The sequence below is a fragment of the Nocardioides flavescens genome (assembly GCF_009823805.1).
Taxonomy (GTDB): Bacteria; Actinomycetota; Actinomycetes; order Propionibacteriales; family Nocardioidaceae; genus Nocardioides; species Nocardioides flavescens.
Genome location: NZ_WUEK01000004.1, coordinates 132477 through 148604, shown reverse-complemented (window position 1 = coordinate 148604; position 16128 = coordinate 132477). Strand labels below are relative to the sequence as shown.

The following is a 16128-nucleotide window of genomic DNA, read 5'->3' as shown; positions in this document are numbered from 1 at the left end:
GTCGGGCTCAGGTCAGCGCGACTGGAGGATCTCCCGCATGAGGGCGGCGGTCTCGGACGGCGTCTTGCCGACCTTCACGCCGACGGCCTCGAGGGCCTCCTTCTTCGCGGCCGCGGTGCCCGAGGAGCCGGACACGATGGCGCCGGCGTGGCCCATCGTCTTGCCCTCGGGAGCGGTGAACCCCGCGACGTAGCCGACGACCGGCTTGGTCACGTGGTCCTTGATGTACGCCGCAGCGCGCTCCTCGGCGTCGCCGCCGATCTCGCCGATCATCACGATCGCCTCGGTGGCCGGGTCGGCCTCGAACGCCGCGAGGGCGTCGATGTGCGTCGTGCCGACGATCGGATCGCCGCCGATGCCGATGGCGGTCGAGAAGCCGAAGTCCTTCAGCTCGTACATCATCTGGTAGGTCAGCGTGCCCGACTTCGAGACCAGGCCGATGGGACCCGTGCCCGCGATGGTGTGCGGGGTGATGCCGGCCAGCGACTCGCCCGGCGTGATGATGCCCGGGCAGTTGGGCCCGATCATCCGGGTGCCGCCGGTGTTGGCGTCGCTCTGCAGGTAGGACCACACCTCGGCGGTGTCCTGGACCGGCACACCCTCGGTGATGACCACCAGCAGGCCGATGCCGGCGTCGATGGCCTCGATGCAGGCGTCCTTGGTGAACGCCGGCGGCACGAACACCACGGAGACGTCGGCACCGGTCTCGGCCATCGCCTCCTTCACGGTGCCGTAGACGGCGAGCTCCTGGCCGCCGAGCTCGACGGTCGTGCCGGCCTTGCGCGCGTTGACGCCGCCGACGATGTTCGACCCCGCGTCGAGCATCAGGGTGGTGTGCTTGGAGCCCATCCCGCCCGTGATGCCCTGGACGATGATCTTGGAGTCCTTGTTCAGGTAGATCGACATGCTCTTCTCGTTCTCCTCGTCGTCCCGGGTCAGCCGTTGGCCAGCTCGGCGGCCTTGTCGGCCGCGCCGTCCATGGTCGCGACCTGGGTGACCAGCGGGTGGTTGAGCTCGTCCAGGATCGCGCGACCCTTGTCGACGTTGTTGCCGTCCAGGCGGACGACCAGCGGCTTGGTGGCCTGGTCGCCCAGGATCTCCAGCGCGCCCTTGATGCCGTTGGCGACCTCGTCGCAGGCGGTGATGCCGCCGAAGACGTTGACGAACACGGACTTGACCTGCTCGTCGCCGAGGATCACGTCGAGGCCGTTGGCCATCACCTCGGCGTTGGCGCCGCCGCCGATGTCCAGGAAGTTGGCGGGCTTGACGCCGCCGTGGGCCTCACCGGCGTACGCGACGACGTCGAGGGTCGACATGACCAGACCCGCGCCGTTGCCGATGATGCCGACCTCGCCGTCGAGCTTGACGTAGTTGAGGCCCTTGGCCTTGGCCTTGGCCTCGAGGGGGTCGGTCTCCTCCGAGATCTCGAACGCCTCGTGCTCGTGGTGGCGCACCTCGGAGGCGTTGTCGTCGAGCGACACCTTGCCGTCGAGGGCCTCGAGCTTGTCGCCCTCGAGCCGCGCGAGCGGGTTGACCTCGACGAGGGTGGCGTCCTCCTCCACGAAGACCGTGTAGAGCGCCTGGATCATCGTGACGGCCTGCTCGAAGACGGCCTCGGGGAACTTCGCCTCGGTGGCGATCTCGCGGGCCTTGGCCTCGTCGACGCCGGCACCCGGGTCGATGGCGATCTGCTTGACCGCGTCGGGGTTGGTCTTGGCGACCTCCTCGATCTCGACGCCGCCCTCGACGCTGGCGATGCAGAGGTACTGGCGGTTGGAGCGGTCGAGCAGGAAGGAGAAGTAGTACTCCTCCTGGGGCGGCGTCGCCGGGGTGACGAGCACCCGGTTGACGGTGAGGCCCTTGATCTCCATGCCGAGGATGTTGCTGGCGTGCTCGAACGCCTCGTCGGGGGTCTTGGCGAGCTTCACACCACCGGCCTTGCCGCGGCCGCCGGCCTTGACCTGCGCCTTGACGACGCAGAAGCCGTACTCCTCGGCGGCGCTGCGCGCCTCCTCCGGGGTGGTGACGACCTTGCCGAGGGTGGTGGTGACGCCGTGCTTGGCGAAGAGTTCCTTCGCCTGGTACTCCATCAGGTCCACGAGGGAACTTCCTTGTCGAGAACGTCGGAAACGTGCGACGACAGCCGAAGGTGCCGCCTTCGGCACCATAGACCCGCCGCTGCGCCACCGACCACGCTCGGGTCGTCTTCGTGACCCAGAACACCACCCGGCACCGACACCCGCGTCCCCGTGCGGATCAGATGCGGATCCGATGCGGATCCGCCCCCGCACCGCGCCAGGGATGCCCCGACACCTGTCCACAATCCGGTTGACAGCGATTTCGGAGGCCGGGACGGGTGGGTTAGTGTCGTCGCCGCTGCTGGATCTGAAACCTCCGCGCTGCACAGCGCTGCCTCTGTCGTCGGCCCACTGGGAGACCTTGACCCGTGCCCGGATATCGAGCTGAGCCTCACCTCACCGAGGCTGGCCCGACGACCCCTGGACCGGTCGCCACCGAGGTGCGTCCCGCAGGTCGCCGCGTCGCTGCTGTCCCCGTCGACTCGCGTCCTCTCGAGACCGCGATGACGCCGTACGTCGGCAAGCGGCGCGCTGCTGCCATGGCACCGGTGCCCGCCGCCGCGCCCGCGCACACCACCGCAAGGGGTGAGACCCAGCTCGACGCGGGTGTGATCGAGCAGGTGCTCCGCGACCTCGAGCCGGTCGACCAGACCACCTCCTTCGCGCACGAGCCCACCGCTCAGCTGCCGATGCTGCGCCCGGACACCGCCGTGCCGACTGCGACGACTGCGACCCCGGTCGTGCAGGGCGGCAAGCGGCGCGCGGCGAAGCGCAGCGCCCAGCGCACGCCGAAGGTCCGCACCACGACGTTCCTGCGCCGCCTCCCCTCCGCTCCGGTGCTGCTCGGCGTCGCGGCCCTCGCCGTGTCGGCCGGCGGCGCGGTCAAGGCCGGCGGACCCGAGGTCGTCGCCGCCCACGGCGAGAGCGGTCCCAGCGCCGCCCACGCCGCCACCGCCCTCAACGGCTCGAGCGCGACCGTCACCGTCGGTGACCGGGGCGCCGCCGTGACCCGCTCCAGCGACCGGACCGCGGCGACGAACACCGGCGACCAGCAGCAGAAGGCAGCGGCGGAGGGTCTCGCCGCCCAGCGCGACGCCGCCCTCACCGAGATCGACGGCGCCGCGGACAAGCAGTCCAAGGTGATCGCGCAGAACCTCTGGACCTACCCGCTCGAGCCGGTCGTCCTCACCGCGCGCTTCGGCCAGTACGGCCTCTGGGCCAGCTACCACACCGGCCTCGACTTCAACGGCAACACCGGTGACCAGATCCACGCCATCGCCAACGGCACCGTGATCTCGGCGAGCTACGACGGCTCCTACGGCAACAAGACCGTCGTGCAGCTCGAGGACGGCACGGAGATCTGGTACTGCCACCAGTCGGCCTTCATGGTCTCGGTCGGCGACACCGTCCGCTCCGGCGAGGTCATCGGTCTCGTCGGCGCCACCGGCCACGTCACCGGCAGCCACCTCCACGTCGAGGTCCGCCCCGGCGGCGGCGACCCGGTCGACCCCTATGCCGCGATGCAGGAGCACGGTCTCTTCCGAGACTGATCCCGCCGTGGACCGCGAGACCGAGCGCCTGCTGACGCTGCCCGCGATCCTGCTGATCGTGGTGTTCGGCGTCGGTGGGCTCATCACTCTCGTCACCGTCCTCGTCGACGCCTTCGGTCACTGAGACCCACGGCGACCTGCTCCCGATCCCGCCTCGCGAATCGTGGGCCCACGACCCGACGTCGGCTCCGAACAGCCTTCGGTGCGCCTGGCACGCTGGAGACCGTGACCGTCATCAAGATCAACGCCATCACCGTGCCGGCCGACTCCGGTGACGAGCTCGCCCACCGCTTCGCGGCCCGCGCCGGTGCCGTGGACGGCGCGGACGGGTTCGAGGGGTTCGAGCTGCTCAAGCCGACCGACGGTCGCGACCAGTGGCTGGTCGTGACGCGGTGGCGCGACGAGGACGCCTTCCAGGGCTGGCTCGACTCGGCCGGCTTCAGCGAGGGTCACCGCTCCGCCGCGGAGCGCGCCGGCGGCGAGGCCCCCAAGCCGGTGTCGACCCACAGCGAGGTCTGGAACTACGAGATCGCCGGTGGCTCCCAGCCGTCCTGAACGACGACCGGAGCTGACCTACAGCTTCTCCACCGGCGCGTAGCGCAGCAGCAGCCGCTTGACGCCCTCGGAGCCGAAGTCGATCGAGGCGACCTGCTTCTCGCCGGCCCCCTCGAGGGCGACGACGGTGCCCATGCCGAAGCTGTCGTGCAGGACCCGGTCGCCCGGGTCGAGGCTGGGGATCGCGCGGGCGGGCTTGGCCTTCGACGCCGCGTCGGCGCGGGCCGCAGCGGAGCTGAAGTTGCGCCGGCCCCGGTCGGTCGGGGTCCCCGAGCCCCAGCTGTCGCCGCCGCGCGAGCCGCGACCGTACGACGAGGACAGGTCGTCGCGCTGCCAGACCGCCTGGGCGGCCTCGGTGCGGCGCCAGTCGACGAGGTCGACGGGCAGTTCATCGAGGAAGCGCGAGCCCGGGTTGTGGGCCGGCGCGCCCCAGGCGGAGCGGACGACGGCGCGGGAGATGTAGAGACGTTCGCGAGCGCGGGTGAGGCCGACGTAGGCGAGGCGGCGTTCCTCCTCGAGCTCCGGCTGGTCGCCTAGAGAGCGCGAGTGCGGGAAGACGCCGTCCTCCAGGCCGGTGAGGAAGACGACGGGGAACTCCAGCCCCTTGGCCGTGTGCAGCGTCATCAGGGTGACCACGCCGTCGCCGTCGTCGGGGATCTGGTCGGTGTCGGCGACGAGCGAGACCCGCTCGAGGAAGTCCGCGAGCCCGGGCGTCAGCACGCCGGCGTCGACGTCGGTGGGGTCGGCCGAGGGCCCGGCCACCGGATCGTCGGCGAACTCGCGGGCGACGGCGACGAGCTCACCGAGGTTCTCCTGACGGGTCTCGTCCTGGGGGTCGTCCGACTCCTCGAGGGACTTCAGGTAGCCCGAGCGCTCCAGCACCGTCTCGAGCACCACGTCGGGCCGCTCCCCCGCCGCGACCATCGACTGCAGCTCCTCGATCATCGCGACGAAGCCGCGGATCGCGGTGAGCGAGCGGGTCGCGAGCTCGGGCACGGACCCGGCGCTGCGCAGCCCCTCCCAGAACGTCGTGCCCTGGCCCGCGGCGTACGCCGTCACGAGGGCCACGGCCCGGTCGCCGATGCCGCGCTTGGGCACGTTGAGGATGCGCTGCAGCGAGACGACGTCGTCGGCGTTGACGAGCAGGCGGAGGTAGGCCAAGGCGTCGCGGATCTCGCGGCGCTCGTAGAACCGCACGCCGCCGACGACCTTGTAGGGCTGCCCGGTGCGGATGAACACCTCCTCGAACACGCGCGACTGGGCGTTGGTGCGGTAGAAGACGGCGACGTCGGCGGCCTTGTGGCCGGCGTCGACGAGCTTGTCGATCTCGTCGCTGACGAAGCGCGCCTCGTCGTGCTCGTCGTCGGCGACGTAGCCGACGATCCGCTCGCCGTCGCCGGCGTCGGACCACAGCCGCTTCTCCTTGCGGCCCTTGTTGTGACCGATGACGGCGTTGGCCGCGGTGAGGATGGTCTGAGTGGAGCGGTAGTTCTGCTCCAGCAGGATCGACGTCGCGTCGGGGAAGTCCTGCTCGAAGTCGAGGATGTTGCGGATGTTGGCGCCGCGGAAGGCGTAGATCGACTGGTCGGCGTCGCCGACGACCATCAGCTCGGCCGGCTCGACCCGCTCGCCGCCCGACGTGGGCGCCTCCTCGATGCGGGGCGCGCACAGCTCGGCGATGAGGGCGTACTGCGCGTGGTTGGTGTCCTGGTACTCGTCGACCAGCACGTGCCGGAACCGGCGGCGGTAGACCTCGCGCACGTCCGGGAACTGCTGGAACAGGTGGACGGTCAGCATGATCAGGTCGTCGAAGTCGAGCGCGTTGGCCTGCCCGAGCCGCTTCTCGTAGATCCGGTACGCCGCGGCGTAGGTCTCCTCGAGCTTGTTCTTCGCCATCGCGGTCGCGGCCTCGGCGTCGCGCAGCTCGTTCTTGTGGTCCGAGACCCAGTGCAGCAGCGAGCCGGGCTGGAACTTCTTCGGGTCGAGGTCGAGCTCCTTGACCACGCTGGCCATCAGACGCTTCTGGTCGGCGGCGTCGTAGATGGAGAACGACGACTTGTAGCCCAGTTTGTCTATCTCCTTGCGCAGGATGCGCACGCAGGCGGAGTGGAACGTCGAGACCCACATGATCCGGGCCCGGCGACCGACGAGGTCCTCGACGCGCTCCTTCATCTCCGCCGCGGCCTTGTTGGTGAAGGTGATGGCCAGGATCGAGCCGGGGTGGGCCTTGCGCTCCTGGATCAGCCAGGCGATGCGTCGCGTCAGCACCCGGGTCTTGCCGGAGCCAGCGCCGGCGACGACGAGCAGCGGTGCGCCCTCGTGCACGACGGCCGCCCGCTGCGGCTCGTTGAGGCCGTCGAGCAGCTCCTCGCGCGTCGGCCCCTGGGGCCGCTTCGCGGTGGTCGGGGCGCCCGCACCACGCTCGGTGAGGTGCTCGAAGCCGGGCAGGGAGGCGTCGACCGCAGAGTTCGTCATCGTGGCCCCAGCCTACGTCCGACCACCCCCCTTGAACGCCCCCACTAGAATCGATGCAGAGGGGAGTACCTCGCCAAGCTCCGTCGGTCAGTACGACGCCCCAGGGCGTCTCGGCGGACACCCGGGCACTGGGGCGACGCGCAGATCGCCGGCACCGGGTGAGGGAGACCTCGAGCCACTCAACCATGACTCGAGGAGAACCTCCCGTGACACTGTCCCCACCCTCCGTGATGGCGATCGACACCGTCGGCACCCCTGGTCTGTGGGCCGCCACGATCGGCGCCGTCGTCGTCCTGCTCGTCATCGACTTCTTCGCCACCCGCAAGCCGCACGAGGTCTCGATGAAGGAGGCCGTCGGCTGGTCGATCTTCTACGTCGCCCTCCCGCTGGCCTTCGGTCTGTTCATCTGGAACCAGTACGGCAACGAGCGTGGTGTCGAGTACTACACCGGCTACCTCGTCGAGAAGTCGCTGAGCGTCGACAACCTGTTCGTCTTCATGCTGCTGCTCGCGGCGTTCGCCGTCCCCGAGGCCCTCAAGCAGCGGGTGCTGCTCTACGGCATCATCGGCGCGCTGGTGCTGCGCGGCATCTTCATCGCCCTCGGCGCGGCCGCGCTCTCGGCGTTCGACTGGGTCTTCCTGGTCTTCGGTGCCGTGCTGCTCGTGACCGGCGTCAAGCTCCTCAAGGACGCCCTCAGCGGCGACGACCACGAGGAGAAGGACGTCTCGAAGATGCGGTCGGTGCGCCTGCTGCGCCGCTTCATGCCCGTCTCCGACGAGTACGACGGCCCCAGGGTCTTCACTCGCATCAACGGCGCCCGCGCGCTCACGCCGTTCGCGCTCGTCACCTTCGCGGTGCTGATGACCGACATCGTCTTCGCGATCGACTCGGTGCCCGCGGTCTACGGCATCACCGGCGACCCCTACCTCGTCTTCGCGACCAACGCCTTCGCGCTGCTTGGTCTGCGTGCGCTCTACTTCGTGCTCCAGGGCGCGCTCGCCAAGCTGGTCCACCTCGGCTTCGGTCTGGCCGCGATCCTCGGCTTCATCGGGGTCAAGCTGGTGCTCCACTGGGCGCACCTGGTGTGGCCCTCGGTCCCCGAGATCCCGACCCTGGCCTCGCTGTTCGTCATCATCGGCATCCTCGTGATCACGACGATCACCAGCCTCATCGCCTCCAAGAAGGCCGAGGAGCGCGGTCAGGAGCCGGCGACGCCGTCCGCGTCGGTAGCCCCGTCGGCGCCGTCGGCGGTGGACGAGTCGGACGACGACCGTCCGAACAGCCTCTCCGCGAGGTAGAGCAGCAGGCCGACCCCGATGAGGCCGAGGCACCAGACCACGGAGTAGGGGTCGTCCTGCACGACGTACACGGCCAGCGCGAGGTTGGCCACGAGCCCCAGCACCAGCAGCGGTGCTGGGGCTCGGAACGTCCTGTCGGTGTGGTCGCGACCGTGCAGCCTGAGCGCGGCCAGGATGACGAGGAAGTAGACGACCAGGAGCAGCAGCACCGTCACCGCGGCGAGGCGGGCGACCACGTCGATGCCGAGGCCGGCGCGGTTGAGCAGGCCACCCACGATCAGCAGCCCGCAGACGACGATCGCCGAGAACGACAGCGCGGCGTAGGGGCTCTTGCGGCCGGAGTGCACCCGCCCGAACACCTTCGGCACGACGTCCTCCCGCGACATGCCGTAGAGCACGCGCGACTGCATGACGACCGAGGCCAGCGTCGTGTTGGTGATGGCCACGCAGGCGATCACGGCGAACACCGTGCTGACCACGGTGACGGACAGCGGGATCCCGCCCGCCTCGACCACGTCGAGCAGCGGCGCCCCCGACGCGGCGAGGTCGGACGGGCCGATGACGAGCACGGCGCTGATCGAGACGAGGACGTAGATGACGCCGGCGGTCGCCATGCCGCCGATCAGCGCGCGCGGGAAGTCGCGCTGCGGATCCACTGCCTCCTCGGCCAGGTTGGCGGCGTTCTCGAAGCCGGTCATGGCGAAGAAGGCGAGACCGACGCCGGCGACCACCGCCCAGATGGCGTTGCTGTCGCCCGAGAAGTCGACGATCCGACCGAAGTCCGCGCCGCCCTGGGCGACGCGGTAGATCCCGATGCCGATGACCACCGCCAGCCCGGCCGCCTCGATCACGGTCATCACCAGGTTGGCCACGACCGACTGCACGATGCCGACGTAGTTGACGACGGCCAGCAGCAGCACGAAGACCAGCGAGACCAGCAGCGGCGGCGGGAGCTCCCAGAGCTCGGAGAAGTACGACGCGAAGCCGGTCGCGAGCGACCCGGACGCTGCGAAGCCGGCGGCGAGCATGGTCACGGTCACCAGGAAGGTGAGGAACGGGCTCGCGAAGGCGCGGTTGACGTAGAGCGAGGCACCGGCCGCCTGCGGGTACTTCGTCGCGAGCTCGGCGTAGGCCAGACCGGTGATCAGCGCGACCGAGACGCCGACGGCGAACGACAGCCAGAACGCGCCGCCCACCGCGCCGGCGACCGTGCCGATGAGGACGTAGATGCCGGAGCCCAGCACGTCGCCGAGGACGTAGAAGAACAGCAGTCGACCGGTGATCGACTGCTGCAGCTGTGAGCTCTGCTGGGTACCGCTCTGGGCCTGCTCGGTCGCGCTCATGCGACCGAGGTACCCCTCCGAGCGCGGGTCAGGTGTGCGCGGGCGACCAGAAGACGGCGACCGCGACGTTCAGCGCGGTCAGCAGCATCAGGCCCGCCCACAGCCCCTGGGGGATCCGCTCCTTGCGGACGTTGGCCATCACGAGGACGAGCAGCACCAGCCCGATGACCAGCTTGACCGCGATCTTGGCGTGGTTGACCGGCTCGTCGCCCGCCTCGAGCACACCGACCATCAGCAGACCGGTGACGAACGCCGTGCCGACGCCGTCACGCATCGCGGCGTTGACCCGCTTGTAGGGCTCGCGCGCCTGGGCGAGCAGCCCCCCGAACAGCGCCGCCCAGCCGAGCAGGTGGGCGAAGAGCAGGACGAGTCGCACGGTCTCCACAGGCCGGATCCTAGGACGCCGCCGTGCGTGCACGGAGAGCCGGGTCGGCGCTCCCCGGCGTGCACGAAGAGCCGGGTCGGCGTCAGAGGAGGCGGCGGTCGCTGGCCCAGCGGGTGAGCTCGTGGCGCGAGGAGAGCTGGAGCTTGCGCAGCACCGAGGACATGTGGGTCTCGACGGTCTTGATGGAGATGAAGAGCTCCTTGGCCACCTCCTTGTAGGCGTAGCCGCGGGCGATCAGGCGCATCACCTCGCGCTCGCGCTCGGTGAGCCGGTCGAGGTCCTCGTCGACCTGGGCGACCTCGATGGAGCCGGCGAAGGCGTCGAGGACGAACCCCGCCAGCCGCGGGGAGAAGACCGCGTCGCCGTCGGCCACACGGCGTACGGCGGAGACCAGCTCGGGTCCGGTGATGGTCTTGGTGACGTAGCCCCGGGCACCGCCGCGGATGGTGCCGATGACGTCCTCGGCGGCGTCGGAGACGCTGAGCGCGAGGTAGCGGGTCTCGGGCGAGGCGCCCTGGGCGCGTCTCATCACCTCGACGCCCCCGCCACCGGGCAGGTGCACGTCGAGCAGCACGACCCGGGGCCGGTGGGTGCTGATCGCCCGGACGGCACTGTCGACGTCCTCGGCCTCGGCGAGCACCTCGACCTGGCCGGCGCCCGAGGCGGCGAGCTCGGCGCGCACCCCGCTGCGGAACATCGCGTGGTCGTCGACGACGACGACGGGGACCGGATCTGACACGGGGTCGGGCACGGGGGTGGTGGTCACGGGCTCTCCTCCAGGGGAAGGTGCAGACGGATCTCGGTGCCCTCGCCGGGGGCGGAGCGGACCTCGGCGGCGCCGCCGTGGCGCAGCATGCGGTCGAGGATGCTGCGGCGCACCCCGAGGCGGTCGTCGGGCACGGCCGCGAGGTCGAAGCCGGCGCCCCGGTCACGCACGAACACGTCGACGGCGCTCGGCGAGACCTCGGCGTAGACGTCGACGCGGCCGGTGCCGGCGTGCTTGGCGGCGTTGGTGACGGCTTCCCGGGTCGCCTGGACGACCGGGCGCAGCGCCTCCCCGAACGGGCGGTCGCCCACCGCCACCACGTCGACGGTGACGCCGAACGCGTCCTCGACCTCGGCGGCCGCGGCGCGCAGCGCTCCCGCGAGGCTCGCGTCGTCGGTGGACTCGCCGGCGTAGAGCCACGAGCGCAGGTCTCGCTCCTGGGCGCGGGCCAGCCGCGAGACGGCGGCCGGGTCGTGGGCGCTGCGCTGGATGAGCGCGAGGGTCTGCAGCACCGAGTCGTGCAGGTGGGCGGCGACGTCCGCGCGCTCCTGGGTGCGCACCCGCTCCTCCCGCTCGGCGGTGAGGTCGGCGGCGAGCCGGAACACCCACGGGCCGACGACCAGGGCGAGGCCGCTGACCCCCAGCAGGGCGGCGAACAGCGCGACCCGCGCCTCGCCGAAGGTGCCGCCGCTCACGCTCAGCACCACCAGGGCGCCGAGCACGAGCACGAGCCCCGCCGCGACCCGGGCGTACGACGCCCACCCACCGGAGCCGAAGACCACCTGGACCGGGTCGAGCCGCCCCGACGGGCTGAGCCAGCGCTCGCGCTGGGCCTCGTCGGCCTGGCGCCACAGCAGGGCCACCCCGGCCGCGCCGAGTACGACGGGCCAGAAGACGGCGCCGCCGCCCAGGGTGGCCCGGACGACGAGCACGGCACCGATGGCGAGGGCCGCGAGCGCCACGGCGGGACCGGCGTCGACCGCCCGCCGCACCCGACCGGGTCGGCGTCCGCCGCGGGTCGCGGCCTCGCCGCCCGGGGTGCTCCGCTCGAACCGGGTGTCGGCCGGCACGACCAGCCACAGCCCGACGTAGAACGCCAGCCCGGTGCCGCCCAGCACGCTCGAGACCAGGAACGCCGCTCGCACCCAGAGCACCGGCACCCCGAGGTGCTGCGCGAGCCCGCCCGCGACGCCACCGAGCACCGGCGCGCCGGTGTCGCGCGCCATCCGGCGCGGGAAGGGCCGCGGGGGCTGACCCGAGGGCCGGCCCGCAGGCAGGGTGGAGGTGCTGGTCATGAGGAGTCCACTGTCGCAGAGCGGACGCCCGCCCCCCATGCGTGAACCCCCGCACCCGACCCCGGTCGATCCCCGAGGACCGAGGCGAGGTCCAGGGCTGGAGTTCAGGGTCGGAGTTCAGGGTCGTCCCCGATGGTGCGGGACTCCCGCGCGGCCCAGAGTGGGGAGCGTGAGCACCAGCGGACCCACCTACGACACCGAACCGCCCCCCGCCCCCTCGGCGGACCCCTCGGCGGACCCCTCGGCGGACTGGACGCGGCCGACGCGCGACGAGCTGCGCGACCTCGGCCGCATCCGGCGCACGACCGGCCCCGACCGCAAGGTCGCCGGCGTGGCCGGTGGCCTCGCGCGTCACCTCGACATCGACCCGCTCGTGCTGCGGGTGGCGTTCGTCGTGCTGGCCTTCTCCGGCTCCGGCATCCTGCTGTACGCCGCCGCGTGGCTCCTGCTGCCGGAGGACGGGTCGCAGGAGGCGGTGGTGCGTCTCGACGAGCGCAGCCGCACCGTGGCCCTGGTCATCGCGGGCGCCGTCGGCGCCCTCGTGCTGGTCGGCGACACGCTAGGTGGCTTCGACGTGCCGTGGGCGCCGGTGGTGATCGGGCTCGTCGTGCTGCTCGTGCTGGCCCTGCGCGACCGAGGCCGCGGGCCGGCCCCGACCGCTCCCCCGGTGCCGCACCACCTCGACCCCGTGACCGGTGAGCTCGTGCCGGCCGCGCCCGGGCAGTGGACCCCGCCGCCGGCGGCCCCGCGGCTGCCCCCGCGCAACCCGCGCCGGCGCGGGCCAGTGCTGTTCTGGTGGACGATGCTGCTCGCGGCGGTGGGCGTGGGCGCCCTCGCGGTCGTCGACCTGGCGGGCGCCGACGTGCCGGACCCGGCGTACGCCGCGACCGTGGCGGGCGCCTGCGGCGTGATGCTGCTGGTCGGGTCGTTCTGGGGACGGGCCGGCGGGCTCCCGCTGGTCGGCCTGCTCGCCGTCCTGGCGACCGGCGTCTCCGCGGTCGGCACCCAGGTCGACGTCGGCGACCAGACGCGCACCCCGCTCGTCGCCGCCCAGGTGCCCGACCGACTCGCCACCGGCGCGGGCGACCTCGACCTCGACCTCACCCGGGTCGGCGACCTCACCGCGCTCGACGGCCGCACGATCGAGCTGCGGGTGCGGGCCGGGAGCATCACCGTCACCGTGCCCGACGACCTGACCGTGCGCGTCGAGGCCGACGTGCGTGCCGCGGGCCAGATCGAGCTCTTCGACAGCACCCGGGGCGGCTTCGGCATCACCGACGGCTACACCCGCGTCGGCCCGGCCGGCTCCCCCACCATCACCCTCGACGCCCACGCCTTCGCCGGCGAGATCGTCGTCCGCACCGCAGAGGAGAGGTACCGGTGAGCAGTCCCCACCCCTACGAGGAGACCCGTCCCTCGGGGTTCCACCCCGTCAGCACCGGCCACCTGACCACCGGGGTCGCCGTGCTCGGCCTGGTCGGCGCCTGGGCCCTGTGGCAGTTCGGACCCGCGGGCAACGACGACGTCCGCTGGCTGGTCGCCGCGCCCTGGGTGCTGGCCGGACTCGTCGGACTCGTCGCCAGCGCCGTGACCGGCGGCCGTCGCCACCGCACGCACGGGCCGGTCGAGCCCGGGTGGGTCGGCGTCAGCGACCGCCCGACCGAGCAGCCGTCCGCGTCCGACCGGCCCGAGGAGCAGCCATGACGACCGAGCCGACCGCCCAGCAGGCGGCCCAGCCGGCCGCCCAGCCGACCGCTCCGCCCACGGTGCCGCCGGCCAGCCCGAACGCCGACCAGCACGCCGCCTCGTCCGCCAGCGAGCCACGCCGGCGCGTGCGCCGAGGCATGACCTCGAGCGCGCTCACGCCGCACCCACCGGCCGGCTGAGCCCCGCGGCCCAGACCTCGCGCCCGAGCAGGGTCGTGTCGGGGTGGTCGGTGAACAGTCCGTCGATCCCCAGGTCGAGCAGCCGCCGCACCTGGGCGTCGGCGCGCTCGGCCCCGCCCGGGTCGTCGTCGCGCACGGTCCAGGCCGTGACGCCCAGGCCGGCGCGGTGCGCCCGCGCGACCAGCTCCGGGTCGGACAGGGCCCGCGACACCGCGATGCCGATGCCGCCGGCGGGCTGGTCGAGGTCGAGGCAGACCGGGTCGTCGACGTCGACGAGCTGCACGAGCGGCAGGTCGGTGCGGTCGCGCAGCCGGTGCAGGCAGCCGGGGGTGAAGGAGGACAGCACGACCCCGGCTCGCGCGCGGGTGTCCGCGCGCCGGTCCAGGCCGTGGTCGCGCAGCGAGGCCAGCACGGCGTCCTCGAGGGCGAGGCCGGCGGCGGCGAGCTCGTCGGGGTCCTTGAGCTCGAGGTGCAGCTCGACGGGTCGGGGCTGCTCGGCCACGAGCAGGAGCAGCTCGTCGAGGGTCGCGACCTCGAGGTGGCCGTCCCAGCGCGCGCTGCGGGCCCGGCGCTCGGGCCAGCGCTCGCGGCAGCGCAGCTGCTTGAGCTCGGCCAGGGTCAGTTCCTCGACGAGCAGTCCCTCGCCGTCGGTGGTGAGACCGAGGTCGCGCTCGTGACGCAGCACCGGCACGCCGTCGGCCGTCATGACGACATCGGTCTCGAGGGCGTCGGCACCCAGCGCGATGGCCAGGCTGAACGACGCCAGCGTGTTCTCGGGGCGGTACCCCGGGGCACCGCGGTGCCCGATCACCCGAGGGAGCCTGCTCCCGTCACGGTTCATGCTTCGACGGTCCGCGCGACACGTGACCGGTCGACGGGATCGACGTGAACCTGAGGTGACACTCTGGGGCCATGTCCCTGCCCACGCTCGGCACGTTGGAGTCCCTGCCCGCCCTGGACCACCCCGAGCTGCTGGCCCCGCCCGTCCTCGCCGCGCTGCAGGGCTGGGCGCACGGCGCCGAGCTCGCGGTCGTCGCGATCGACCCCGACCACGCCGACACGGCGGTGATGGCCGAGACCTACGACCTCGGCATGGACACCGGCGCCAACTGCGTCGTCGTCGGGGGCCGGCGCGACGGGGAGGAGCGGGTCGCGGCGTGCCTGGTGCGCGCCGACACCCGCGCCGACGTCAACTCCGTCGTCAAGCGCACGCTCGACGTGCGCAAGTGCTCCTTCCTGCCGATGGAGCAGGCCGTCGAGGAGTCCGGCATGGAGTACGGCGGCATCACCCCGGTCGGTCTGCCTCCCGCCTGGCGGCTCCTGGTCGACACCCGCGTGCTCGACGTACCGGTCGCCGTCATCGGCTCCGGCCTGCGGCGCTCCAAGCTGCTGATCCCGGGCCACCTCGCCGGCGAGATCCCCGGGGCCGAGGTGGTCGAGGGGCTGGCTCGCTGATGCGCCGCGCCGGGGCGGCCGCGTGCGTCGCCGCACTGCTGCTCACCGGCGCATGCACGGACGACCCCTCCACCGATGAGACCGGCGGTGCCGCACCCGGTGGCGCGAGCCCCTCGGCGTCGATCTACACCCTCACCCCGCTCCCCGCCCCGTCCCAGGCCCCTCCCTCCGGCACGCTCGTGGCCGACCTGCGCCAGTCCTCGCGCGACGCGGCGGCCGGCCGCTTCGAGGTCTGGATCGACAACGACACCGACGACGCCATCACCCCGACCCGCATCTCCTACGCGGACGGGCGCTTCCGCGCTCCGCTGCCCGCGACCCGGCTGCGCGAGATCCCGTCGCAGTCGACGCGGGGGTTCCAGATCGCCCAGCCCGACCGGCCCGCCTGCCGCGGACGGGAGGCAGCGGCCGTCACCGCGGCCCGGGTGACCGTGGCCTACCGCACCGCGGAGGGCGAACGGCGACGCGTCACGGTGCCGGTCTCCGACGAGGCCGAGGTCGCCGAGCGCTACGCCTCCTCGCGCTGCCTCGAGCTCGGCGTCGACCGGGTCGCGACGCTCAGCTGGGCCGACGAGGTCCCCTCGAGCGGTGAGGTCGGCTCGACGAGCACCCTGACCCTGCGCGTCGACCCGACCGGCCTGCCCGGCCACACCCTGAGCATCGACAGCATCCGCGGCACCCCGATCCTCAACTCCGCCGACGGCGACTGGGAGCCCGCCGTCACGGTCGACACGGACACCGCGGCCTTTGCGCTGCCGCTGCCGGTCAAGCCCACCCGCTGCGACGCCCACGCCTTCGCCGAGTCGGGCGGCGCGACGGCGTTCGTCGTCAACCTCCACCTCGACGGCGAGCCGGGCCAGGTGACCGTGCGGATGGACCCGGCCGGTGCGGCCGCCGCCATCGCGTTCGCCAGGGCGTCCTGCGGCGACCTGACCTGAGGCGGAACGGTTTCGAGACAGGAATTCGTCCTTCCTCAACCGCCGGCACCGGTGGTTGAGGAGGCCGGCTACGGCCGTCTCGAAACCACTGTCGGCAGAGCACC

General features: G+C 72.3%; 16 protein-coding genes. 8 read left to right on the top strand and 8 right to left on the bottom strand.

All coding sequences use genetic code 11. The annotated features are described in order from the left end of the window. Positions 1-12: 12 nt before the first annotated feature. Both sucD and sucC read right to left on the bottom strand, forming a co-directional pair. Positions 13-906, bottom strand: a complete 894-nt coding sequence (gene sucD / locus GRQ65_RS07760; protein WP_160876906.1) for a succinate--CoA ligase subunit alpha — start codon at positions 904-906, stop codon at positions 13-15. A 29-nt stretch (positions 907-935) separates the two neighbouring features. Continuing rightward, positions 936-2099: an ADP-forming succinate--CoA ligase subunit beta gene (gene sucC, locus GRQ65_RS07755; protein WP_160876904.1), complete on the bottom strand. Its 1164-nt coding sequence runs from the start codon at positions 2097-2099 to the stop codon at positions 936-938. Between the two features lie 482 nt (positions 2100-2581). Between sucC and GRQ65_RS07750 the strand changes: the two genes are divergently transcribed. Both GRQ65_RS07750 and GRQ65_RS07745 read left to right on the top strand, forming a co-directional pair. Further along, positions 2582-3628: a M23 family metallopeptidase gene (locus tag GRQ65_RS07750; RefSeq protein WP_160876902.1), complete on the top strand. Its 1047-nt coding sequence runs from the start codon at positions 2582-2584 to the stop codon at positions 3626-3628. Between the two features lie 225 nt (positions 3629-3853). Beyond that, a complete protein-coding gene (locus GRQ65_RS07745; RefSeq protein ID WP_160876900.1) occupies positions 3854-4183 on the top strand; it encodes an antibiotic biosynthesis monooxygenase in 330 nt (109 codons plus the stop codon). Positions 4184-4201: 18 nt separating this feature from the next. Here GRQ65_RS07745 and pcrA read toward each other — a convergent pair whose 3' ends face one another. Next, positions 4202-6658, bottom strand: coding sequence for a DNA helicase PcrA (gene pcrA / locus GRQ65_RS07740; protein ID WP_160876898.1), 2457 nt, complete (start codon positions 6656-6658; stop codon positions 4202-4204). 206 nt (positions 6659-6864) lie between these two features. Between pcrA and GRQ65_RS07735 the strand changes: the two genes are divergently transcribed. After that, a complete protein-coding gene (locus GRQ65_RS07735; protein ID WP_337191557.1) occupies positions 6865-7956 on the top strand; it encodes a TerC family protein in 1092 nt (363 codons plus the stop codon). Here the strand turns inward: GRQ65_RS07735 and GRQ65_RS07730 are convergent. The 4 genes from GRQ65_RS07730 to GRQ65_RS07715 form a co-directional block, all read right to left on the bottom strand. Further along, positions 7857-9299 (bottom strand): APC family permease, encoded by a 1443-nt coding sequence (locus tag GRQ65_RS07730; protein WP_160876894.1) that lies wholly within the window; start codon positions 9297-9299, stop codon positions 7857-7859. The two genes, GRQ65_RS07735 and GRQ65_RS07730, sit on opposite strands and share 100 nt — an antisense overlap. 28 nt (positions 9300-9327) lie before the next feature. Further along, entirely contained in the window at positions 9328-9684 is a 357-nt protein-coding gene (locus tag GRQ65_RS07725) for a hypothetical protein (RefSeq protein ID WP_160876892.1), read from the bottom strand. Positions 9685-9766: 82 nt separating this feature from the next. Continuing rightward, positions 9767-10450: a LuxR C-terminal-related transcriptional regulator gene (locus tag GRQ65_RS07720; protein ID WP_160876890.1), complete on the bottom strand. Its 684-nt coding sequence runs from the start codon at positions 10448-10450 to the stop codon at positions 9767-9769. Next, positions 10447-11745 (bottom strand): ATP-binding protein, encoded by a 1299-nt coding sequence (locus GRQ65_RS07715; RefSeq protein ID WP_237447930.1) that lies wholly within the window; start codon positions 11743-11745, stop codon positions 10447-10449. The genes GRQ65_RS07720 and GRQ65_RS07715 overlap by 4 nt, the downstream gene beginning before the upstream one ends. 169 nt (positions 11746-11914) lie before the next feature. Here GRQ65_RS07715 and GRQ65_RS07710 point away from each other — a divergent pair, with 169 nt between their 5' ends. Genes GRQ65_RS07710 through GRQ65_RS07700 form a run of 3 tightly spaced genes read left to right on the top strand, consistent with a single transcriptional unit; the run spans position 11915 to position 13631 of the window. After that, positions 11915-13129: a PspC domain-containing protein gene (locus GRQ65_RS07710; protein WP_160876888.1), complete on the top strand. Its 1215-nt coding sequence runs from the start codon at positions 11915-11917 to the stop codon at positions 13127-13129. Continuing rightward, positions 13126-13449, top strand: coding sequence for a hypothetical protein (locus GRQ65_RS07705; RefSeq protein ID WP_160876886.1), 324 nt, complete (start codon positions 13126-13128; stop codon positions 13447-13449). The genes GRQ65_RS07710 and GRQ65_RS07705 overlap by 4 nt, the downstream gene beginning before the upstream one ends. Further along, complete coding sequence (locus GRQ65_RS07700; RefSeq protein WP_160876884.1) at positions 13446-13631, top strand: hypothetical protein; 186 nt, start codon at positions 13446-13448, stop codon at positions 13629-13631. Before GRQ65_RS07705 ends, GRQ65_RS07700 begins: the two co-directional genes overlap by 4 nt. Here the strand turns inward: GRQ65_RS07700 and GRQ65_RS07695 are convergent. Beyond that, the gene (locus tag GRQ65_RS07695; RefSeq protein WP_337191556.1) at positions 13606-14442 is read right to left on the bottom strand and encodes a glycerophosphodiester phosphodiesterase family protein; all 837 of its coding nucleotides are present in this window, start codon (positions 14440-14442) and stop codon (positions 13606-13608) included. The genes GRQ65_RS07700 and GRQ65_RS07695 overlap by 26 nt on opposite strands. Before the next feature lie 101 nt (positions 14443-14543). On the opposite strand from GRQ65_RS07695, the gene GRQ65_RS07690 reads away from it, so the two are divergent. Continuing rightward, positions 14544-15086: a YbaK/EbsC family protein gene (locus tag GRQ65_RS07690; RefSeq protein ID WP_160876880.1), complete on the top strand. Its 543-nt coding sequence runs from the start codon at positions 14544-14546 to the stop codon at positions 15084-15086. Beyond that, complete coding sequence (locus tag GRQ65_RS07685) at positions 15086-16024, top strand: hypothetical protein (protein WP_160876878.1); 939 nt, start codon at positions 15086-15088, stop codon at positions 16022-16024. The genes GRQ65_RS07690 and GRQ65_RS07685 overlap by 1 nt, the downstream gene beginning before the upstream one ends. The last annotated feature ends 104 nt before the right edge of the window (positions 16025-16128 follow it).

What these genes read in the sequence shown, in the direction of transcription:
- sucD (WP_160876906.1), bottom strand. Translation starts at nt 906, where the DNA reads ATGTCGATCTACCTGAACAAGGACTCCAAGATCATCGTCCAGGGCATC.
- GRQ65_RS07750 (WP_160876902.1), top strand. Translation starts at nt 2,582, where the DNA reads ATGACGCCGTACGTCGGCAAGCGGCGCGCTGCTGCCATGGCACCGGTG.
- pcrA (WP_160876898.1), bottom strand. Translation starts at nt 6,658, where the DNA reads ATGACGAACTCTGCGGTCGACGCCTCCCTGCCCGGCTTCGAGCACCTC.
- GRQ65_RS07730 (WP_160876894.1), bottom strand. Translation starts at nt 9,299, where the DNA reads ATGAGCGCGACCGAGCAGGCCCAGAGCGGTACCCAGCAGAGCTCACAG.
- GRQ65_RS07715 (WP_237447930.1), bottom strand. Translation starts at nt 11,745, where the DNA reads ATGACCAGCACCTCCACCCTGCCTGCGGGCCGGCCCTCGGGTCAGCCC.
- GRQ65_RS07700 (WP_160876884.1), top strand. Translation starts at nt 13,446, where the DNA reads ATGACGACCGAGCCGACCGCCCAGCAGGCGGCCCAGCCGGCCGCCCAG.
- GRQ65_RS07690 (WP_160876880.1), top strand. Translation starts at nt 14,544, where the DNA reads ATGTCCCTGCCCACGCTCGGCACGTTGGAGTCCCTGCCCGCCCTGGAC.
- GRQ65_RS07685 (WP_160876878.1), top strand. Translation starts at nt 15,086, where the DNA reads ATGCGCCGCGCCGGGGCGGCCGCGTGCGTCGCCGCACTGCTGCTCACC.